This window comes from Wenzhouxiangella sp. XN201, from assembly GCF_011008905.1.
GTDB lineage: Bacteria > Pseudomonadota > Gammaproteobacteria > Xanthomonadales > Wenzhouxiangellaceae > Wenzhouxiangella.
Genome location: NZ_JAAIVI010000017.1, coordinates 1,345,540 through 1,364,423, shown reverse-complemented (window position 1 = coordinate 1,364,423; position 18,884 = coordinate 1,345,540). Strand labels below are relative to the sequence as shown.

General features: G+C 62.6%; 15 protein-coding genes. 11 read left to right on the top strand and 4 right to left on the bottom strand.

Translation table 11 applies throughout. The features are described 5' to 3' along the window. Positions 1-60: 60 nt before the first annotated feature. The gene (locus G4Y73_RS06620) at positions 61-1,419 is read right to left on the bottom strand and encodes an FAD-binding oxidoreductase (RefSeq protein WP_164230665.1); all 1,359 of its coding nucleotides are present in this window, start codon (positions 1,417-1,419) and stop codon (positions 61-63) included. Positions 1,420-1,468: 49 nt separating this feature from the next. Here G4Y73_RS06620 and serA point away from each other — a divergent pair, with 49 nt between their 5' ends. The 6 genes from serA to G4Y73_RS06590 all read left to right on the top strand — a co-directional run bounded on the left by serA (position 1,469) and on the right by G4Y73_RS06590 (position 7,705). After that, positions 1,469-2,701 carry a phosphoglycerate dehydrogenase gene (gene serA, locus G4Y73_RS06615; RefSeq protein WP_164231232.1) on the top strand — a complete coding sequence of 411 codons (1,233 nt, stop codon included), beginning with the start codon at positions 1,469-1,471 and terminating at the stop codon, positions 2,699-2,701. 21 nt (positions 2,702-2,722) lie between these two features. After that, complete coding sequence (locus tag G4Y73_RS06610; protein WP_164230663.1) at positions 2,723-3,001, top strand: GNAT family N-acetyltransferase; 279 nt, start codon at positions 2,723-2,725, stop codon at positions 2,999-3,001. Between the two features lie 109 nt (positions 3,002-3,110). Then, complete coding sequence (locus G4Y73_RS06605) at positions 3,111-3,566, top strand: cytochrome c (RefSeq protein WP_164230661.1); 456 nt, start codon at positions 3,111-3,113, stop codon at positions 3,564-3,566. 13 nt (positions 3,567-3,579) lie between these two features. Next, a complete protein-coding gene (locus tag G4Y73_RS06600) occupies positions 3,580-4,935 on the top strand; it encodes a cbb3-type cytochrome c oxidase subunit I (protein WP_164230659.1) in 1,356 nt (451 codons plus the stop codon). Next, on the top strand, positions 4,928-5,734 hold the full coding sequence (locus G4Y73_RS06595) for a CbbQ/NirQ/NorQ/GpvN family protein (RefSeq protein WP_164230657.1): 807 nt from the start codon (positions 4,928-4,930) through the stop codon (positions 5,732-5,734). Before G4Y73_RS06600 ends, G4Y73_RS06595 begins: the two co-directional genes overlap by 8 nt. Before the next feature lie 36 nt (positions 5,735-5,770). Further along, positions 5,771-7,705 (top strand): VWA domain-containing protein, encoded by a 1,935-nt coding sequence (locus G4Y73_RS06590; RefSeq protein WP_164230655.1) that lies wholly within the window; start codon positions 5,771-5,773, stop codon positions 7,703-7,705. A 7-nt stretch (positions 7,706-7,712) separates the two neighbouring features. On the opposite strand, the gene G4Y73_RS06585 is transcribed toward G4Y73_RS06590, so the two are convergent. The 3 genes from G4Y73_RS06585 to G4Y73_RS14030 all read right to left on the bottom strand — a co-directional run bounded on the left by G4Y73_RS06585 (position 7,713) and on the right by G4Y73_RS14030 (position 11,448). Continuing rightward, a complete protein-coding gene (locus tag G4Y73_RS06585; protein WP_164230653.1) occupies positions 7,713-8,801 on the bottom strand; it encodes an AAA family ATPase in 1,089 nt (362 codons plus the stop codon). Further along, on the bottom strand, positions 8,798-11,059 hold the full coding sequence (locus G4Y73_RS06580; RefSeq protein WP_205596502.1) for an ATPase, T2SS/T4P/T4SS family: 2,262 nt from the start codon (positions 11,057-11,059) through the stop codon (positions 8,798-8,800). Before G4Y73_RS06580 ends, G4Y73_RS06585 begins: the two co-directional genes overlap by 4 nt. 242 nt (positions 11,060-11,301) lie before the next feature. Next, a complete protein-coding gene (locus G4Y73_RS14030; protein WP_240451137.1) occupies positions 11,302-11,448 on the bottom strand; it encodes a hypothetical protein in 147 nt (48 codons plus the stop codon). Positions 11,449-11,802: 354 nt separating this feature from the next. On the opposite strand from G4Y73_RS14030, the gene G4Y73_RS06570 reads away from it, so the two are divergent. From G4Y73_RS06570 to G4Y73_RS06550, 5 genes are read left to right on the top strand one after another with little or no spacing between them, the layout of a single operon-like run. Beyond that, a complete protein-coding gene (locus G4Y73_RS06570) occupies positions 11,803-13,134 on the top strand; it encodes a TolC family protein (RefSeq protein WP_164230648.1) in 1,332 nt (443 codons plus the stop codon). Further along, a complete protein-coding gene (locus tag G4Y73_RS06565; RefSeq protein WP_164230646.1) occupies positions 13,131-14,564 on the top strand; it encodes an efflux RND transporter periplasmic adaptor subunit in 1,434 nt (477 codons plus the stop codon). Before G4Y73_RS06570 ends, G4Y73_RS06565 begins: the two co-directional genes overlap by 4 nt. Beyond that, complete coding sequence (locus G4Y73_RS06560) at positions 14,561-17,713, top strand: efflux RND transporter permease subunit (protein ID WP_164230644.1); 3,153 nt, start codon at positions 14,561-14,563, stop codon at positions 17,711-17,713. Before G4Y73_RS06565 ends, G4Y73_RS06560 begins: the two co-directional genes overlap by 4 nt. Beyond that, complete coding sequence (locus G4Y73_RS06555) at positions 17,710-18,393, top strand: cytochrome c (RefSeq protein WP_164230642.1); 684 nt, start codon at positions 17,710-17,712, stop codon at positions 18,391-18,393. The genes G4Y73_RS06560 and G4Y73_RS06555 overlap by 4 nt, the downstream gene beginning before the upstream one ends. After that, positions 18,383-18,877: a DUF411 domain-containing protein gene (locus tag G4Y73_RS06550; RefSeq protein WP_164230640.1), complete on the top strand. Its 495-nt coding sequence runs from the start codon at positions 18,383-18,385 to the stop codon at positions 18,875-18,877. Before G4Y73_RS06555 ends, G4Y73_RS06550 begins: the two co-directional genes overlap by 11 nt. The last annotated feature ends 7 nt before the right edge of the window (positions 18,878-18,884 follow it).

Genomic DNA, 18,884 nt, shown 5'->3' with positions numbered 1-18,884 from the left:
TCGGTTTTTCTCTTTCAGTGATCGCTTCGCGCTCTTAGCGTCTTTGCGGTTAATGCTTTTTTAGAAGACTTTCCCGGGATTGAGAATGCCGTCGGGATCGAAGGCGGCCTTGATCTGCCGCATCAATTCGATTTCCGAGCGTGAGCGGCTGTAATGCAGGTCTTCCCGCTTGAGCAAACCGACACCATGTTCGGCCGAGACACTGCCCTCGAACTTGCGCACCAGCTCGAATACGCGCGGGCTCAGTTGCTTGCCGGCGGCGTGGAAGTCGTCGATCGACCAATCGTCTGGCCGCAGAACGTTCATATGCAGGTTGCCGTCGCCGATATGGCCGAACCAGACGACTTCGAATTCCGGGTAGTGCTCGCCTACCAATCGATCCAGTGATTCCAGGAACTCCGGCACGCGCGAGACGCGCACCGACAGGTCGTTCTTGTAGGGTGTGCGCGGACTGATGGCCTCACTGATCGCCTCGCGCCAGCGCCACAGCTCCTCGGCCTGCGCGCCCGACTGGCTGATGGTGCCGTCGGAGACATGGCCGACCTCGGCCAGTCGCTCGAACAGGCCGAGCGCCTTTTCCTGGCTGGACTGGTCGGGGTCATCGAACTCTACAACCGCATAGAAAGGACACTCACCGTCGAGCGGAAATGACTCGCCGGTGGCCTTCGAGACATGCTCGACCGAGCTCCGGTCGAAGAATTCGAAGGCTGACAGGTTCAGGCCACCCCGCAGTTCGGCGAAGGCGGGCATGATCGCTGCCAATTCGGTGAACCCGAGCAACAGCACCGACTGCTCCGGCGGCGGCCGGGTCAGGGCTACAGTGGCTTCGGTAATGATGCCGAGCACGCCCTCGGAGCCGATCATCAGGTGGCGCAGGTCGAGCCCGGTGTTGTTCTTGACCAGGCCGCGATTGAGCGCCAGCACCTCGCCAGTGCCGGTAACAACGGTCAGCCCACGCACCCAGTCGCGGGTCATGCCGTATCTGAGCACCCGGATGCCGCCGGCATTGGTGGCGATGGAGCCGCCAAGCTGGCTGGAATCCGCCGCCGCCCAGTCAACGGGATAGTAAAGTCCGGCGTCGGTAGCGCGACGCTGCAGCTCGCCCACCGGCAGACCCGCCTGGGCCCGCAGGCTCGGCTCGGTTGGGTCGAGCTCAAGCACGTCGCGCATCTTCTCGAGCGAGACGACAACCTCGCCCTCGCTGGCCACGGCACCGCCCGACAAGCCGGTGCGCCCACCGCTGGGCACCAGCTTGAGCCCTTCGCGGCGCGCGATGCGGACCAGTTCCGCGACCTCGTCGGTGCTACGCGGAAACACCACTGCTTCGGGCCGGGCGGGCCAGAAGCGCGTCCAGTCCCGTCCGTAATGGGCCAGGGACTCGGCATCGTTCAGCGATTCGATCGGATCGAAGCGGCTCATGACGTTATTATCACCCCTTCAGCCCGCCGAAACCGAGCCGATCATCCGCATGAACGCCAGGCACTCCCTGCCGAAAGACAAGATCAACTTCCTGCTGCTCGAGGGCATCCACGACCGCGCCGTGGAGAGCATTCGCACATCGGGTTATACCAACCTCCAGGTCGAGTCGACCGCTCTCGAACCCGATGCACTGAGCAAGGCGCTGGCCGGCGTGCATTTTCTCGGCATCCGCTCGCGCAGCCGGGTTACCGAAGAAATGCTCGACGCCGCCGACAAGCTCACCGCCATCGGCTGTTTCTGCATCGGCACCGACCAGGTCGATCTCGCTGCCGCCCGCCGGCGCGGCATCCCGGTGTTCAACGCGCCTTATGCCAACACCCGCTCCGTGGCCGAGCTGGTGCTGGCCGAGATCATCATGCTGATGCGCGGCATCCCCGAAAAGAACATGGCCGCCCATCGCGGGCAGTGGCTCAAGACCGCCAGCGGCTCGCACGAAGTACGCGGCAAGACCCTGGGGATCGTCGGCTTCGGTCACATCGGATCGCAGCTCGGCATCCTGGCCGAAGGACTGGGCATGAACGTGATCTTCCACGATATCGTCGACAAGCTGCCGCTGGGCAACGCCCGGCAGGTCTCGGGCCTGACCGAGCTGCTTGCGCAGTCCGACATCGTCAGCCTGCACGTCCCCGACACCGAACAGACCCGGGGCATGATCGGCGAACCCGAGCTGGCGGCCCTGCCAACGGGCAGCCGCCTGATCAATGCCTCGCGCGGCAATGTGGTCGCCATTCCCGCCCTGGCCGAGGCGCTCAAATCCGGTCACTTGGCGGGTGCGGCCATCGACGTTTTCCCCAGCGAGCCCTCCGGACCCGACGAGGAATTCATCAGTGAACTCAGGGGAATGGACAACGTCCTGCTGACCCCGCACATCGGTGGCTCGACTCGTGAAGCGCAGGAGAACATCGCGTTCGACGTGGCCGGCAAGCTGGTGCGTTACTCGGACAACGGCTCGACCATGGGTGCGGTCAACTTTCCGGAAGTCGCCCTGCCCGACCACGCCACTGCCCGGCGCATCCTGCACATTCACCGCAACGAGCCGGGCGTACTGCAGGCGATCAACAGCGTGTTTTCCGAAGCCGGCGTGAATATCGTCGCCCAGTACCTGCAGACCCTGCCGGACGTGGGCTACGTGGTGATGGACGCCGAGACCGAGGATGCCACCCGCATCATCCGCGGCCTGGAAGCCATTCCCGCCACCATCCGCACCCGATTCCTCTACTGACCCCGACCTGGGAGACCTTCCATGAGCGACCTGGACATTCAACTCGATCGCGAGGCCGGCCGCTTCGAAGCCGTCGTCGAAGGTCATTCCTGTGTACTCGACTTCACCCTGGAAGGCGACGTGGTGAGCATGAACCACGTCGGCGTGCCCAAGGCGGTCGGCGGGCGCGGCATTGCCGGGCAGCTGACCAGGCATGCACTCGACTGGGCCGACGATCAGAATCTGAAGGTCCGGGCCCGCTGCCCGTACGTGGCAGCCTGGATCGAACGACACCCGGAATATCAGGAACTGCTAACGTAAGAGTCGGGTTTTTTTGACGAATTTCCTTGTACCCGAAACCGCCGAGACCCTAGAATGAAATTGATGTAAATCAAGCATCACATTCATTCATTGGCTTGAGGAGGGTCCAATGATCGAGGGTCTCAGCCGCAACGCCGCGCGCAACATCTTTCTGGGCGGCTCCATCATTTTCTTCATCATCTTCGTCGGTCTGACGGCGCACAGCCACTACTACATCGTCACCGAATCCACCGATCACGAAGGTCTGACCGAGTCGGTCAAGCTTGGCAAGCACGTGTGGGAGAAGGAGTCGTGCATCAACTGCCACAGCCTGCTTGGCGAAGGCGCCTATTTTGCGCCCGAGCTCGGCAACGTGTGGTTGCGCTACGGCGGTGCCGACAACCCGGAAGCCGCCCGCCAGGGGATCAAGTCATGGATTCAGCTGCAGCCGCTGGGCGCGCCCGGCCGACGCCAGATGCCTTCCTACAAGCATCTGAGCGAAGAAGAACTCGACGCCCTGGTCGATTTCTTCCGCTGGACCAGCGAGATCGACACGCAGGGCTGGCCACCGACGATTTCGGGATAAGAGGGAGATCTGAATGAAGTACCAGACGCAGAAAGTCGCCTACCCATTTTTCATTGCCGCACTGCTGCTGTTTGCCGGGCAAGTGCTGTTCGGCCTGCTCGCGGGCGCCGTATATGTGTGGCCGGAGTTCATGGCCGAGGCCATGCCCTTCCACATCATGCGCATGAGCCACACCAACCTCCTCGTCGTGTGGCTGCTGATCGGCTTTTTCGGTGCCACCTACTACCTGTTGCCCGAGGAGGCGGAAACCGAACTGCACAGCCCGATGATTGCCTACATCCAGCTGGGCATCTTCGTGTTCGCCGGTGCCGCGGCCCTGATCAGTTACCAGTTCGGCATCCATGAAGGTCGCGAGTTTCTCGAGCAGCCACTGTGGATCAAGATCCTGCTGACCATCTCGTTTTTGATGTTTCTCTATAACGGCAGCCGCACACTGATGGCGGGTCGCCGGACAGCCATTTCCATGATCCTCATGGCCGGACTGTGGCTGGCAGCGATCTTCTGGCTGTTCGCCTTCTACAACCCGGCGAACCTGTCGCTGGACAAGATGTACTGGTGGTATGTCATCCATCTCTGGGTAGAAGGTGTCTGGGGCCTGATCATGGCTTCCCTGCTCGCCTACCTGCTGGTCAAGATGTCCGGCGTCGACCGCGAGATCATCGAGAAGTGGCTGTACGTGATCGTCGGCCTGGTGCTGTTCGCCGGCCTGCTCGGCACCGGCCACCACTACTACTGGATCGGCACGCCATCCTACTGGCAGCCGCTGGGCAACATCTTCGGCGCGCTTGAGGTGCTGCCACTGTTCTCGATGGTGGTTTTCACCTTCTACATGTTCTGGCAGGGCAGCCGCAACCATCCCAACAAGGCGGCGATTCTCTGGACCCTCGGTTGCGCCGTCATGGCCTTCTTCGGCGCCGGGGTGTGGGGGCTGATGCACAACATGTCGTGGGTCAACTACTACAGCCACGGCACCCAGGTCACGGCCGCTCACGGCCATCTCGCCTTCTACGGCGCCTACGTGATGCTCAATCTGGCGATCATCACCTACGCCATGCCACAACTTCGGGGCAAGTTGCCCTACAACCAGATCCGCAACATGTGGAGTTTCTGGCTGATGACCGGCGGCATGGCCTTCATGACCTTCACGCTGACCTTCGCCGGCGTGGTCCAGACTCACCTGCAGCGCGTCATGGGTGAAAACTACATGACCACGCAGGACCAGATCTGGGTGTTCTACGCCATGCGCTTCGGCGCCGGCATCGTCGTGGTCATCGGGGCGCTGATCTTCCTGTGGGCCACCCTCGGCAAGCCACGCGAGCAGCGCCCCAAGGGCGACGCGCACGTGGCATCCGGTATCGCGGATGGGTGATGCCGGGCGAAATGCCCAACCGTCGACGGAACTGCCCTGGTACCGTGAGACGGCCGGCGAGTGCACGTTCTTCGAGGCGGCCTGGAAGCAGGGCCTGCCGCTGCTGCTCAAGGGCCCGACCGGCTGCGGCAAGACCCGCTTCGTCGCCCATATGGCCGCCCGCCTAGGGCGGCCGTTGTTTACCGTCGCGTGCCACGACGATCTGACAGCGGCCGATCTGACCGGCCGCTACCTGCTCTCCGGTGGAGAGACGAATTGGGTGGACGGCCCGCTGACCCGCGCCGTGCGTGAAGGCGGCATCTGCTACCTCGACGAAGTGGTCGAGGCACGCAAGGACGTCACGGTCGTCATGCACCCGCTTACCGACGACCGCCGCATCCTGCCACTGGAGCGCACCGGCGAGGTTCTGCAGGCGCCGCCGGAGTTCATGCTGGTCGTTTCCTACAATCCCGGCTACCAGCACGTTCTCAAGTCGCTCAAGCCGAGTACACGCCAGCGCTTTGCGGCGCTGAGCTTCGATTGTCCTCCGCCGGATGTGGAAATCGAAATTGTGGCCACAGAAAGCGGCCTGTCGAGGGACCTGTGTGCCGGACTGGTCAACCTCGCCCGCCGCATTCGCGAACTCAAGGGCAAGGATCTGGAGGAAGGCGTGTCGACCCGCCTGCTGGTCTACTGCGCCAGCCTGGTTGCCGACGGCATGGCCATGGATACCGCCGCCCGGGCGACGTTGATCCAGCCGCTGAGCGACGACGAGGACGTCATCGCCGCACTCGAGGAACTGCTCTCGCACAGTTTCTAGGGCACCTCTGATCACATTCACTTAGCGTGAGCCCCGATGCCTGAATGGCTCGAATTCGAGGAACTCGCCGGCCGCTGGTGGCACCGCTGGGCATCCGCGGCGAGCAGTTACCCGACCCACCCCGAAGCCGCCGTCGATTTCGAATCCCTGCGCGATGCGCTGGCAGTCTATTTCCGCGCCCTGGGTGGTCCGACCGGCATCACACTGACCACTGCCAGAGCGGCGGGCCACTTTCATCGCCTGAGCTGGCGCCAGCGCCTGGGCCTCGATCAGGAGCCGATGGAGTTGGCGCGGTTCGACGGCGAACACCTGATTCTGCCGCAGCGCAACGCCCTGTTTCCCGATACCGAAAGCAACCGCCTGCTGTATTTCTGGCAGACCGCGTTCCTGGCCTTCAGCCGCCTGCCACCGTCGACATCCGATCCACTACAGCAAGATCTCCTGTACCTGGCGGCTTCAGGCGAGGCCCTGCAAGCATTGCTCCGGGAATTCCCGGGTTGGCGCTCGCGCTATGCCGATCTGGCTGCTGGGCTGATCCGCTTGCGACCTTCCCGCCGGCTGCCGCCGATCGAGGCCGCTGTCGAGCGAGTCATTCGCCGTGTGCTGGGCGAGAGCGTCGACCTCGACGAGCGCAGCGAAGACTTCTACCGGGCCGTGACCGAAGATCCCCGGTCCATCCGCCGCTTCCGCGCCCCGTCCGGCTATCACCCGCCACTGCCGGTGCCGCTCTGGCCGACAGTCACCGCCGGTGCCGGAACCGAGAGCGGGTCCGATCAAGACGCCGACGAAGAGGAGACCGGCGGCGATGCAAAAGAAGCGGGCGAACAGATGTTTCAGGCCCACCGACGCCATCTCGACCAGACCGAGCGCGACGACCCGCTGATGCTCAACCCCTTCGAGAAGATCATTTCCTGGGCGGAGATGGTCAACGTCAACCGCGCGGTCGAAGACGACGACGAAGACGAGGCGCGGCAGGCTGCCGAAGGACTTGAAGAACTGACCCTGTCCCAACACCGCAAGAAGGCAGCCACGCGACTGAAGATGGGCCTGGAGGTCGCCTCCGCAGCCGTTCCCGAATCCTCGCTGCAGTCCGATGTCACCTGGCCTGAATGGCACTACGGTCGCCGGCGCTATCTGCCCGATTTCTGTGCCGTACAGGTGCTCGACCCCGGAATGGCCGACGAAGACTGGTCACCGGATGCCGACACCCGCTCGCGTATTCGCAGCGTGCGGCGGCAGTTCGAGGCGCTCAGGCCGCGGCGCGAATTGCTGCGCGCCCAGCTCGACGGCGACGAGTTCGACACCGACGCCCTGGTGCGCATGGTCACCGAGCGCGCCGCCGGCCATTCCGGCTCGGAGCGCATCTACTCGACCTGGCGCGACACCTCGCGCGATCTGGCCGTGGCCACCCTGGTGGACGTGTCGCTCTCGACGGACTCCTGGCTCGACGATCGCCGCGTCATCGACATCGAGAAGGAAGCCTTGCTGGTGCTCGCCAACGGCATCGACGCCTGCGGCGACGAGCAGGCCGTCTACAGCTTTACCTCGCACCGGCGTAAACGGGTGGAAATCACGCCGCTCAAACGCTTCGACGAGCCCATGGATCGCGGCATCGAGCGCCGCATCGCCGCGCTCGAGCCCGGACGCTACACGCGCCTGGGCGCGGCCATCCGTCACGTGGCCGCCGAACTGGCCGAGAAGGCCAACCGTCACCGCCTGCTGCTGGTCCTCACCGACGGCAAGCCCAATGATACCGATCACTACGAAGGCCGCTACGCCATCGAGGACACGCGCATGGCCGTGCGCGAGGCCCGCCGCGACGGCCTGGTGGTCTTCGGCGTCACCATCGACGCGCGTGCCCGACAGTACTTTCCGCTCATCTTTGGCCGCAACGGCTACGCTATCGTGCCGCACGCGGCAGCGCTCAGCCGAGCCTTGCCAGCGATCTACCGGCAGCTCCTCCAGCATTGATGGAATATCAGATCAGCTCCCGCTGGGCGTAAACCGCTTTCCATATTTCGCCGCGCTTCTGAGCGATTTCCGTGTCGAAATAGTGGCGCAACCGGCGACGATCGTCGGGCTGGTCTTTCAGCGCCGATCCGACGATGAAATGGACCAGGTTTTTGATATCCACTTCGCCGTCAGAGTAATAACGCGCATGAATGCACAGTGCATGGCCGACACTGACAGCTTCGGCCGTCGACATGGTCGCACCGGCCAGACGGTCGGTCGAGCGGCCGCTCAGCGACTGGCCGTTGCGCAGTTCGTGGAAAATGGTCACCAAAGCCATGATTACGGATGGATCGATGCGTACATCGACGCCGGCGTACTCGTTGAGCCGGCCGACCTCTCGCGACACCACCTCGATTTCGTCTTCGACTTCGCGAATCGAGGGAACCGTCTCGAAATTCATGCGCCGCTTGAGCGCGGCACTCATCCGGTTCACACCCTCGTCGATGCTGTTGGATGTGGCAATCACGTTGAAGCCTGCGCGCGAATAGAGAACGCCGGACTGACCACTGAGTTCCGGCACCGTGATCAGCCGGTCGGACAGGATCGACAGCAGCGCATCCTGCAGCGGCTGGGGGCAGCGGGCAACCTCTTCAAAGCGCACGATCTTGCCGTCACGCATGCCGCGATAGATCGGGCTGGGCACCAGCGCCTCCGGCCTGGGGCCGCCCTGGGCGAGCAGCGCATCGTTCCAGCTGTAGAGCAGCTGGCCGACTTCGCTGAGTGCCCCGCCCTGCAGAGTCAGCGAGGAGTCGCCAGAAATGGCCGCGGCGAGCAACTCGGACAACCAGGACTTGGCCGTTCCCGGCTCGCCGACGAGCAGGCAGCCCCGGTCGGTACACAGGGCAATCACCACGCGCGTGATCACGCCCGGATCAATCACGATCTTGTGACTGATTTTCAACTCGTCATCGCCGAGCACGAACTTCTCCACGGCCAAAGGCGAGAGCTTCCACCCCGGCGGCACGGGATGCTCGTCCCAGCTTGCTAATCTCTTGAGCTCGTCGGCGAAGGCCGTTTCAGCCGGCGGTCGTTGCAGTTGCGGCTTTCTGCTCACGGCTGTTTCCTCCTGCCACCGCGCTGCTCGGGCGCCATGCGATCCTGCGGCAGGATGCGGCGGATTTCGTCAAGCGGAATCGTGCCGGTGATGACGTGGTCGAGCGCGCTGTCGCGCATGGTGATCAAGCCGGCGTCGAGTGCCTGCCAGCGCAGCTCCCCGGCCGGCGGCTGCAGTGAAATGACGCGCCGAATATCGTCGTTGACTTGCAAGTACTCGACCACGGCGACCCGGCCGCGCGTGCCCAGGCCATTGCAGTGCTTGCAGCCTCGGCCCCGAAAACAGCGGAAATTGACGGGCACACGCTCCGGAAACAACTCTCGTAAAACGCGGCTATCGGGTTCGGCCGGCTCCCGACAGTGCTCGCAGATGCGCTTGGCCAGGCGCTGGGCGATGATTGCCAGAAGCTCCCCGGCGATCGAATTGGGCAATACTTGCAGATCGTAGAGGCGCTGTAGCGCGTCGACTGCGTCGTTACTGTGAAGGGTTGAGAGCACCAGGTGCCCGGTCTGTGATGCGCGCATGGCCTCCAGCGCTGTTTCCGCATCCCGGATCTCGCCCACCATGATCACGTCGGGATCCTGGCGCACGAAAGACCGCATGGCATCGGCAAAGCTGAATCCGATATCGGGACGCGCCCGCGTCTGCTGGATATTGTCGATGGAGTACTCGATCGGGTCCTCCACGGTGATCACCTTGCGTCGACCGTCGTCGGCCAGCTCCTGCAGCGCCGCATACAGTGACGTCGACTTGCCCGAACCGGTCGGCCCCACAACCAGCACGAGCCCGGCGGGATTGTCCAGCAGCCGCTGGTAGAAACCCGCCACGCGCTCGGACATGCCCAATTCTCGCAGGCCCAGCACTCGACCGGTCTGGGACAGCAGGCGAATCACGGCGTGCTCGCCGTGCAACGATGGTTGGATCTGGACCCGCAGGTCATAGTTGGTGGCGCCTACCCGCATATGCGAGCGACCGCCCTGCGGCAGGCGTCGCTCGGCAATGTTGATTTCGGCGCGCACCTTGATGACGTTGATGAGGCCAGCATGGTCACGCGGCGTGAGTTGGTAGTGCGTCAGATCGTGCAGTTCTCCGTCAACCCGGATTCGAATTCGAATCCGGTCGCCGTAACGCTCGACATGAATATCGGAAGCCTTGGCGCTGACCGCATCGAGTAGGATCGATTCGTACAGTGAAACCAGGTAATGGCTGAGCTCGCGATCGGAATTGTCGAGCAGGTCGTCGGAGCGCGCCGGTTCCTGCTTCCGCTCGGTCCACTTCAGCATTTCGCTGCCGCGCGAGGAAAGATCGATGACCTGCCACAGCCGCCGGAAATCAGTGGGCGTAACCAGATACTTCTCTACCGATTTGAAGTCCTGCACCCGCGCCACATCCTCGGTCGGAGCATCGGGATTGTCGGTAGCCACGTACAGAACCCCGTCGCTCGAACGAATTGGCAACAGACGCTGGTTGTCCAGGAAAGTCTTGGAAAAACGTCGAAACAGTGCGAGATCGAGATCCTTGAGCAGCTCGTCGGCGCTGGCCAGCCGCAGTCCGTACCGTTCGGCAAGGCTGCGATAGAGATCCACATCGGCAATATCGCCACGACGCTGTAGGACCGAAATCACCGGCTCGCGCCGCCGACGCGCTTCCTCCCGAGCATCGTCGAGCTGCCTTTCGTCGACATAGCCCAGGTCGATCATGGTTTCACCCGCATCATGGGCCAGGTTGACCAGCCCGAGCTCACGTCGCCTGAAGCGCTCGTTTTCCAAGCTCTGGACCGCGAGCAAGGGCACCAAGGGGTCGTCTCCCTCGAGCGTAACCAGGTGGCCACCTTCGGTCAGTTGACCGGCGAGGCGCTCCCGGTTGTTGATACGGGCGGTGCAGAGAATCAGGTCGAAAGGTGCCAGATCGGGCGCGCCCAGTGCGCCCTCGCCGAGGATCAGGTGGACATTTTCGATCCCGGCCCGCTCGAAGTTGGCCCTGGCAATATCGGCCACCTCGGTCTTGAGCTCAACCACTACGACATCTTCGACCATACGGGCTAACGCCGCGGCCAGATAGCCGGCCCCGGCGCCGATCACCAGAACGCGCCGACCCATGCCGAGGGGTTCGATCAATTCCAGGATGCGTTCGACGGCTTTGCGCGTGGGAATGCTGCGCCCCGAGATCACGCCGTCGAGATCCCGCGAGGCGAGAAAGAGCGAACGCGGCAAGGCGTCCAGCAAGGGCTTGATCCGATGCATGGGCGAAGCGCTCACGCATTACTCCCCGTCAATGCCGCCGAGATCAAGTTGTCAATCCAGCTGCGGCAAAATGAAGACATGAATAGCGTGATCCCCTTGAAAAGACACTCAGTGAAAAGATAGCAGATTTCCCGAAGCCGCCGGAACCACGCGCCGGGACAAGGGTCTCACAAGAACCTGGTCGGAATCGGCGATGAGAACGCTTTACTGACCTGCCTCGCGCCAATGAAGTTGCTGGTACACTTGAACTTATGCACTCAATCGCGTCGATCCTGCTCCGCTGCATTCTGGCTCTCGCCCTTGTGATGGGCGGCCTGCCGGTGTGGGGAGCGAGCGCGACGCCTTCTCAGTACGACGCGACCCTCGCGCAGGTTGCCAGTGACGGCGACAATGCGGACTGTCACTCAGATATGGCCGAGCACCAGCCGGACGCAGATTACGAGGAGTCGGCGCATGACTGCTGCGAGAAAGATGCCGGCTGCGAACACGAAACCTGTCGCTGTCTCTGCCCGGCCACGAGTCTCGTCGTTCCCGTCCGCCTCGGCACAACCCTGCCGGCTGCGAAAAGCCATCCGCCTTCGCCGCTAAACGCACCTGCTCCCCACGACATCATTAGCAGCCTCCTTCGCCCACCTCGGGCCTGATCCCCACAAGCTATTCTCCCTGCACGGGCGTCGACATGCCGCAGTGAATCGGCGTGTTTCAACGACCGGCGCGCAATACCCAAGATCTACAGAACCCATCAAGAGAGGTTCACCATGTCCAATGGCACCCTCCAGTCTGCATACTGCTCCAGTCGCCTGGCGCGATTGGCCCTGTACTTGTCCGTTCTACTGGTATTTTCGACGTTAACGCCGGCAGCCGATTCAGGCGATGAAAATGCTGCTGAAACGCGGGCCGTAGCAAGCGACGAAACACCACTGACGATGGAGCGGGCGGTGTCCCTGGCGACCACCGCCGCCGATCCGAGCGTTCAGCAATATGTGGCCCGCGGCGAGGCCCTCGAAAATGACGCCATCGCCGATGGCCAACTGCCGGACCCGATGATTTCGGCCCAGGTCGTCAACGTGCCGACCGACACCTTCCGGCTGGACCAGGAGGGTATGACCCAGGCCTTGCGAATTGGACTCCGCCAGGAAATCCCGGCGGGCCGAACGCTGGATATCCGGCAACGCCAGCGCAGCACGGAAGCCGGCGGTGAGCGTGCACAAACCGATCTTGCACTTCGACGGATTGCACTGGAAACCCGCCAGGCCTGGCTGGAACTGGCCTGGCAGGATCAGGCAGTGGCGGTGCTCCGCAGGAGCCGGGGCCGAATTGAGCAGCAGATCGAATCGCTGCAGTCGCGGTTTGCCGCCGGCGGACTCCATTCACAGGCCCTGTTGCGAACAGAACTGGAACTCGCTTTGCTCGATGATCGGATTACCGAGCACCGGCGTATGGCCGATCGAGCGCGAGCGACGCTATCCCGTTACATCGGTGGCGAAGCGTATCGCCCCCTGCCCGAGAGCATGCCCGATTTCGAGGCGACGGCAATCGATCCCGATGAACTGCAGCAGCAACTGGTTTCCCATCCGGCCGTCCAGGCCAAGCAAGCCCGCATTGAAGCGGCCGAGCTCGGCATCGAACTGGCGGAACAGGCCTACAAGCCCAAGCTGGCCATTGAGGCCGGCTATGGCCTGCGCTCCGACCACCCCGACCTGGCCAGCATCGGCGTGACCATGTCCCTGCCGCTGTTTGCGGGACAACGGCAGGACAAGCGTCAAACGGCGGCGATCCGCCGCAGCAGTGCAGCCACATTTGATCGTGATGCACTCCTGCTCGACCTCCGGCGTCAACTCAAGCAGGCCATAGCCGATTGGCAACGTTATCGAGAACGCCTGGCCCTCTACGAAAAGGTAGTTTCCGAGCGCGCCCGGGACACGGTCGAGGCTTCAGTGACAACCTATGCCAACGGGCAGACCGATTTTGCCGAACTCATCCGCAGTCAACTGACCGACCTGGATACGCAGATCAAGCAGGCCGAACTGCAAGCCCGGGCCGGATCCGCCTGGGCGCAAATCCTCTTTCTTTCGGGAGAAGAATCGTGAACAAGTGGCAAGTCGTGGTTATAGCGCTTACAGCCGTCGCCGTCGGCTTTCTTGCGGCCTGGTGGGCCTTCGGGGGATCCGACTCGGGAAGTCAGGATCAGCCGGGCGAGGCCGAGCGCGAAATTCTCTACTGGGTTGCCCCCATGGACCCGAACTACCGGCGCGACGAGCCCGGCAAATCGCCCATGGGCATGGATCTCGTGCCGGTCTATGCCGACGAGGCCGGTCAGGAGGGCAACCAGGGTCAACCGTCGATCCGGATCAATCCGACGGTAATCAACAACATCGGCGTCAAGGTCTCGCCCGTCCAGCGTCGGGACCTGGCGCGCGACATCGACGCCGTGGGCCTGGTGACGCCCGATGGCGGTCAGATTGCCCACGTCCACGTCCGCACCGAAGGCTGGATCGAAGTACTGCATGTGGAAACGGAAGGTGAACAGGTATCGGCCGGACAGCCTCTGTTCGAGATCTATTCCCCGGCCCTGGTCAGCGCGCAGGAAGAATACCTGCAAGCCGTAAGAATGGGCAATCAGACGCTCGTCACGGCATCCCAATCGCGGCTGGCCTCACTGGGCATGAATGCAGAGCAGGTCCGCGGCCTGCGACAACGTGGAACGCCGAGCCGGCTCTTCACGGTTCACGCGCCCGAAGACGGCCACCTGCTCGAACTCAATGTTCGGCAGGGCATGTATGTCCAGCCGGGTGGCACCCTCATGTCCATTGCAGACCTGTCCCGGGTCTGGGTGGAAGCCGATCTTTTCGAGGGCCAGATCAACTGGGCCGAACCGGGTCAGCGAGCCACAATGCGGCTTCCCTGGGCAGAAGCCGGCCGCGAATGGCACGGCGAGATCGATTTTGTCTATCCGACCATTCGATCGGAAACACGCACCGGGCGTGTGCGCCTGGTATTCGACAATCCGGATCTGAAGCTCAAGCCCAACATGTATGCCCGCGTTTCGATCGCGGCCGACCCGCATGCCGAGGCCCTCGTCGTACCCACCCAGTCCATCATCCGAACCGGCCAGGGAGAGCGCGTGATACTGGCGCTGGGAGAAGGTCGATTCCGGCCTGCGGAAGTGGCCACCGGCCTCGAATCGGGCGGGTTCACGGAGATTACCGCCGGACTCGAGGAAGGCGAGCAGATCGTGGTGTCCAGTCAGTTCCTGATCGACTCGGAGGCCAGCGCAGACGCCAGCCTGATGCGCTTGCTCGATGACAAGAGCGCTTCAGACGACGACATGGATCAGGACATGGACCACGAGATGGACCACGACATGAACCACTCGATGGACCATGAAACGGATCAGGACATGGACCACGGCACCGAATCGGAATCGGAATCGGAACCGGAATCGGGCGAAACCATGGACCACTCCGCCCACGGCGACAACCACGCCATGAGCGAGGATAAATCGGGAGATCAGCCATGATCGGAGCCGTCATCCGCTGGTCCATCAGGAACCGCTTCCTGGTCCTGATGCTTTCGGCGCTGCTCGCGGCCTGGGGCACGATCGCGATGCTCAAGACGCCGCTGGATGCCATCCCCGACCTGTCCGACGTACAGGTCATCGTCAAGACGACCTTCCCGGGGCAGGCTCCGCAGGTGGTCGAAGATCAGGTGACCTACCCACTGACCACCGCCATGCTGTCAGTGCCCGGAGCGACGACCGTCCGAGGCTACTCGTTCTTCAACGACTCCTTCGTCTACGTCATCTTCGAGGATGGCACCGACCTGTACTGGGCGCGCTCGCGTGTGCTCGAGTATCTCAGCCAGGTCGCGCCCACCCTGCCCCAGGAAGCCCGTCCCGCATTGGGGCCGGACGCGACCGGCGTCGGTTGGGTGTACCAGTACGCCCTGGTCGATCGAACTGGTCAGCACGATCTGGCCGAACTGCGCTCGCTCCAGGACTGGTTTCTGAAGTACGAACTTCAGACCGTAGAAGGCGTCTCCGAGGTCGCCTCCATCGGCGGCATGGTCCGCCAGTACCAGGTCGTGGTCGATCCAGACAAGTTGCGCGCCCACAATATTCCCTTGACGCGGGTCCGCGAGGCCATCCAGAACGGCAATATGGAAACAGGCGGCCGGGTCATTGAAATGGCCGAAGCCGAGTACATGGTCCGTGCCACCGGTTATGTCGATTCCCTCGACGATATCGCGGCGATTCCCGTTCGCACCACCGACAGTGGCGTGCCCATTCGAATCGGCGACATCGCGGAAATCCAATTCGGACCGGAACTGCGACGTGGCGTTGGCGAACTCAACGGCGAAGGCGAAGCCGTAGGGGGCGTCATCGTCATGCGCTTCGGTGAAAACGCCATGGCCACCATCGAGCGGGTGAAGGACAAACTGGAAACGCTCAAACAAGGCCTGCCCGAAGGCGTCGAAATCGTCGAGACCTATGACCGGTCCTCACTGATCAACCGGGCCGTCGATACGTTACGGGAGAAGTTGATCGAGGAATTCATCGTTGTCGCACTGGTGTGCCTGATCTTCCTGTTCCACTTCCGTTCCTCGCTTGTGATCGTACTGAGCCTGCCCCTGGGCATTCTCTCCGCGTTCATCGTCATGCAGATCCAGGGAATCAACGCCAACATCATGTCCCTCGGTGGCATCGCCATCGCCATCGGGGCCATGGTGGATGCCGCGATCGTGATGATCGAGAACTACCACAAGCACCTGGAGCATGCCGAAGACGAGCTCAAGGGTGAAGCACGCTGGAACGCACTGGCCGATGCGGCCGTGGAAGTCGGTCCGGCACTTTTCTTCTCCTTGCTGATCATCGCCCTGAGCTTCGTGCCGATCTTTGCCCTCGAGGCCCAGGAAGGCCGCATGTTCAAGCCCCTGGCCTTCACCAAGACCTATGCCATGGCGGCTGCCGCCGGCCTGGCGATTACCCTCGTGCCCGTGCTGATGGGGTATCTGATTCGCGGGCGTATCACGCCGGAACACAAGAATCCGATCAATCGGTTTCTGACGTGGGTCTATCGTCCGGTCCTGGCAGCCGCCCTGCGCTTTCCGATCTCGACCATTGTTCTGACACTGGCCATCCTCGCCAGCGCCTGGATCCCCTACAGTCGCATCGGTAGCGAGTTCATGCCGGAGCTGGACGAAGGCGACCTGCTTTACATGCCGAGCGCCTATCCGGCCGCCTCGGCCGGCAAGATGGCGGAGATTCTGGGCCAGACCAATCGACTGATCATGACAGTCCCGGAAGTCGAAACGGCCTATGCCAAGGCCGGCCGCGCCGACACGGCCACCGACCCGGCACCCTTGACGATGATCGAGACCACCATTCGGCTCAAGCCGCGATCAGAATGGCGTGACGGCATGACCATGGACAAGCTCAAGGCCGAGCTCGATGAGTTGGTCCAGGTGCCCAGTCTGACCAATACCTGGATCATGCCGATCAAGAACCGCATCGACATGCTGGCAACCGGCATCAAGACGCCCGTCGGGGTCAAGGTGTCCGGTGCCGACCTGAACGTGATCAACCGGATTGGCGAAGATATCGAGCGCGTCATTGAAGACGTGCCGGGCACCGCCTCGGTCTATGCCGATCGCGTGACCGGTGGCCGCTATGTCACTGTCGACGTGCTGCGCGAAGAAGCCGCCCGTTTTGGACTGAACATTCGTGACGTGCACGAGATTGTGCGTTCCGCAGTCGGTGGCATGAGGGTCGGCGAAAGCGTAGAGGGACTGGAGCGCTACCCAATCAACCTGCGCTATCCGCGCCATGTTCGCGACTCCCTCGGAGACCTGAACAGTCTCAGTATCGTCACACCCGGAGGAGACCAAATCCCGTTATCCGCAGTAGCGGATATTGCCATCGAGACCGGTCCAGGCGTGATCCGGACCGAGAACGCCCGCCTCAACGGCTGGATCTATATCGACGTCAACGACAAGGATCTGGGCGGATATGTAGAGCGGGCCAAACGGGCAGTTTCCGAGCAAATCGATCTGCCGTCCGGCTATTCGCTGGGCTGGTCCGGGCAATACGAGTTCATGCAGCGTGCCGCCGAAAAGCTCAAGTTGGTGGTGCCGGCCGCGATCGGCATCATCGTCTTGCTGTTGTTCATGAATTTCCGAAATCCGATCTCGGTCCTGATCATCCTGGGAACATTGCCATTATCCCTGGTCGGCAGTTACTGGCTGCTCTACCTGCTGGGCTACAACCAGTCCGTGGCTGTCGGTGCCGGCATGATTGCGTTGGCCGGGGTGGCCGTGGAGATCGGGGTACTCATGCTCGTCTATCTGGATCAGGCGCTGGCCCGTCACCGCAGCGAAGCTACTGAAGCGGGACACTCCCTGACGCGAAGCGATGTGATGCAGGCTGTCACCGACGGCGCGCTGCTCAGGGTGCGCCCTATCATGATGACCGTGTCGGTGATCATCGCGGGTCTGCTGCCGATCATGCTCGGCCACGGCACCGGCTCGGAGATCATGCGCCGAATCGCCGCCCCGATGGTCGGCGGAATGATCAGCGTGACGATCCTCACACTGCTCGTGGTCCCGACTATCTACTACCTCTGGAAATCCTTCGGACTAAACTTCCCCGACAACAAGGAGGCACGATCATGAGAATCATCCTGTCATTGATCATTTCAGCCCTGGTCCTGTTCGTTGTCGGATGCGTGGCTTTCTGGGCCATCGCACTCAATGGACGCGTCAATGTGTCGGCCGACGGCGACCACTGGGCCCTGACCGAGCACACGCTGACAACGATTCGCGAAAACGCCGTTGCGCGCTCGGCAAGCACGATCGAGGATGCGACACCGAGCCTAGAGGATACGGAAGAACTGCACGCGACGGTTATTGCCTACGAGGACATGTGTGCAACCTGTCACGCAGCGCCGGGAGAAGCTCCCAGCTTGATCGCACAAGGGCTCAATCCCGCGCCGCCGGACCTGGCAGAAGTCGCTCGTGCGCGAACCCCCGAGGAGATCTTCTGGGTCATCCGCCACGGCATCCGCATGACCGGCATGCCGGCCTGGGGCGAAACCCACGCCGATGAGGACCTCTGGCCGCTGGTCGCATTGATCGAGCGCTTTCCGCAGTTCGAGCCTGGACAGTATGCCGTCCTGCTCGAGGCTGCACGCAATGCGGGCGCCCGGCATTCCCACGGCGGCCACGATCATGGCGACAGCGATATTCCCATGGAGTCGGGAGCCGAGCATGAAGCGCCAGATGACCATTCCCACCCCCAAGACCACCACCAAACGGACGAGTCGTCCGAAGGAGATCACGATCATGACCACTAAACTCACCACAGCCATCATTCTCGCAAGCGCGCTCCTGCTGACCGCCGGGTGCCAGGCACGGTCGGAAGGTCAGGATCCAGAGCAGACCCTGACCTCCGCCCAGCACGAGATGACGGTCTACCACGATCCCCAGTGCGGCTGCTGCGGCAAATGGGTCGAGCACATGCAGGCCAACGGCTTCAAGGTTGAGGAAGTCCCGACAACCGATATGGGCCGGGTAAAGCGCGAACATGGGGTGCCACACGAGCTGCCTTCCTGCCACACCGCGGTGGTCGGTGACTACGTCATCGAAGGTCACGTGCCGGCCGAAGACGTGCTGCGGCTACTGTCGGAACAACCCGATGCGCGCGGCCTGAGCGTACCCGGCATGCCGCTGGGCTCGCCGGGAATGGAAGTCGACCATCGGCGGATGGCCTACGACGTCGTGCTGTTCAAGCGAGACGGCGAAACCGAAGTATTCAATCACTACGAAGCCATCGAGTAGGAGTGGA

Bases quoted from the DNA above. Each gene is read 5' to 3' on its own strand.
- G4Y73_RS06620 (WP_164230665.1), bottom strand. From the start codon at position 1,419: ATGAGCCGCTTCGATCCGATCGAATCGCTGAACGATGCCGAGTCCCTG.
- serA (WP_164231232.1), top strand. From the start codon at position 1,469: ATGAACGCCAGGCACTCCCTGCCGAAAGACAAGATCAACTTCCTGCTG.
- G4Y73_RS06610 (WP_164230663.1), top strand. From the start codon at position 2,723: ATGAGCGACCTGGACATTCAACTCGATCGCGAGGCCGGCCGCTTCGAA.
- G4Y73_RS06605 (WP_164230661.1), top strand. From the start codon at position 3,111: ATGATCGAGGGTCTCAGCCGCAACGCCGCGCGCAACATCTTTCTGGGC.
- G4Y73_RS06600 (WP_164230659.1), top strand. From the start codon at position 3,580: ATGAAGTACCAGACGCAGAAAGTCGCCTACCCATTTTTCATTGCCGCA.
- G4Y73_RS06595 (WP_164230657.1), top strand. From the start codon at position 4,928: ATGGGTGATGCCGGGCGAAATGCCCAACCGTCGACGGAACTGCCCTGG.
- G4Y73_RS06590 (WP_164230655.1), top strand. From the start codon at position 5,771: ATGCCTGAATGGCTCGAATTCGAGGAACTCGCCGGCCGCTGGTGGCAC.
- G4Y73_RS06570 (WP_164230648.1), top strand. From the start codon at position 11,803: ATGTCCAATGGCACCCTCCAGTCTGCATACTGCTCCAGTCGCCTGGCG.
- G4Y73_RS06560 (WP_164230644.1), top strand. From the start codon at position 14,561: ATGATCGGAGCCGTCATCCGCTGGTCCATCAGGAACCGCTTCCTGGTC.
- G4Y73_RS06555 (WP_164230642.1), top strand. From the start codon at position 17,710: ATGAGAATCATCCTGTCATTGATCATTTCAGCCCTGGTCCTGTTCGTT.
- G4Y73_RS06550 (WP_164230640.1), top strand. From the start codon at position 18,383: ATGACCACTAAACTCACCACAGCCATCATTCTCGCAAGCGCGCTCCTG.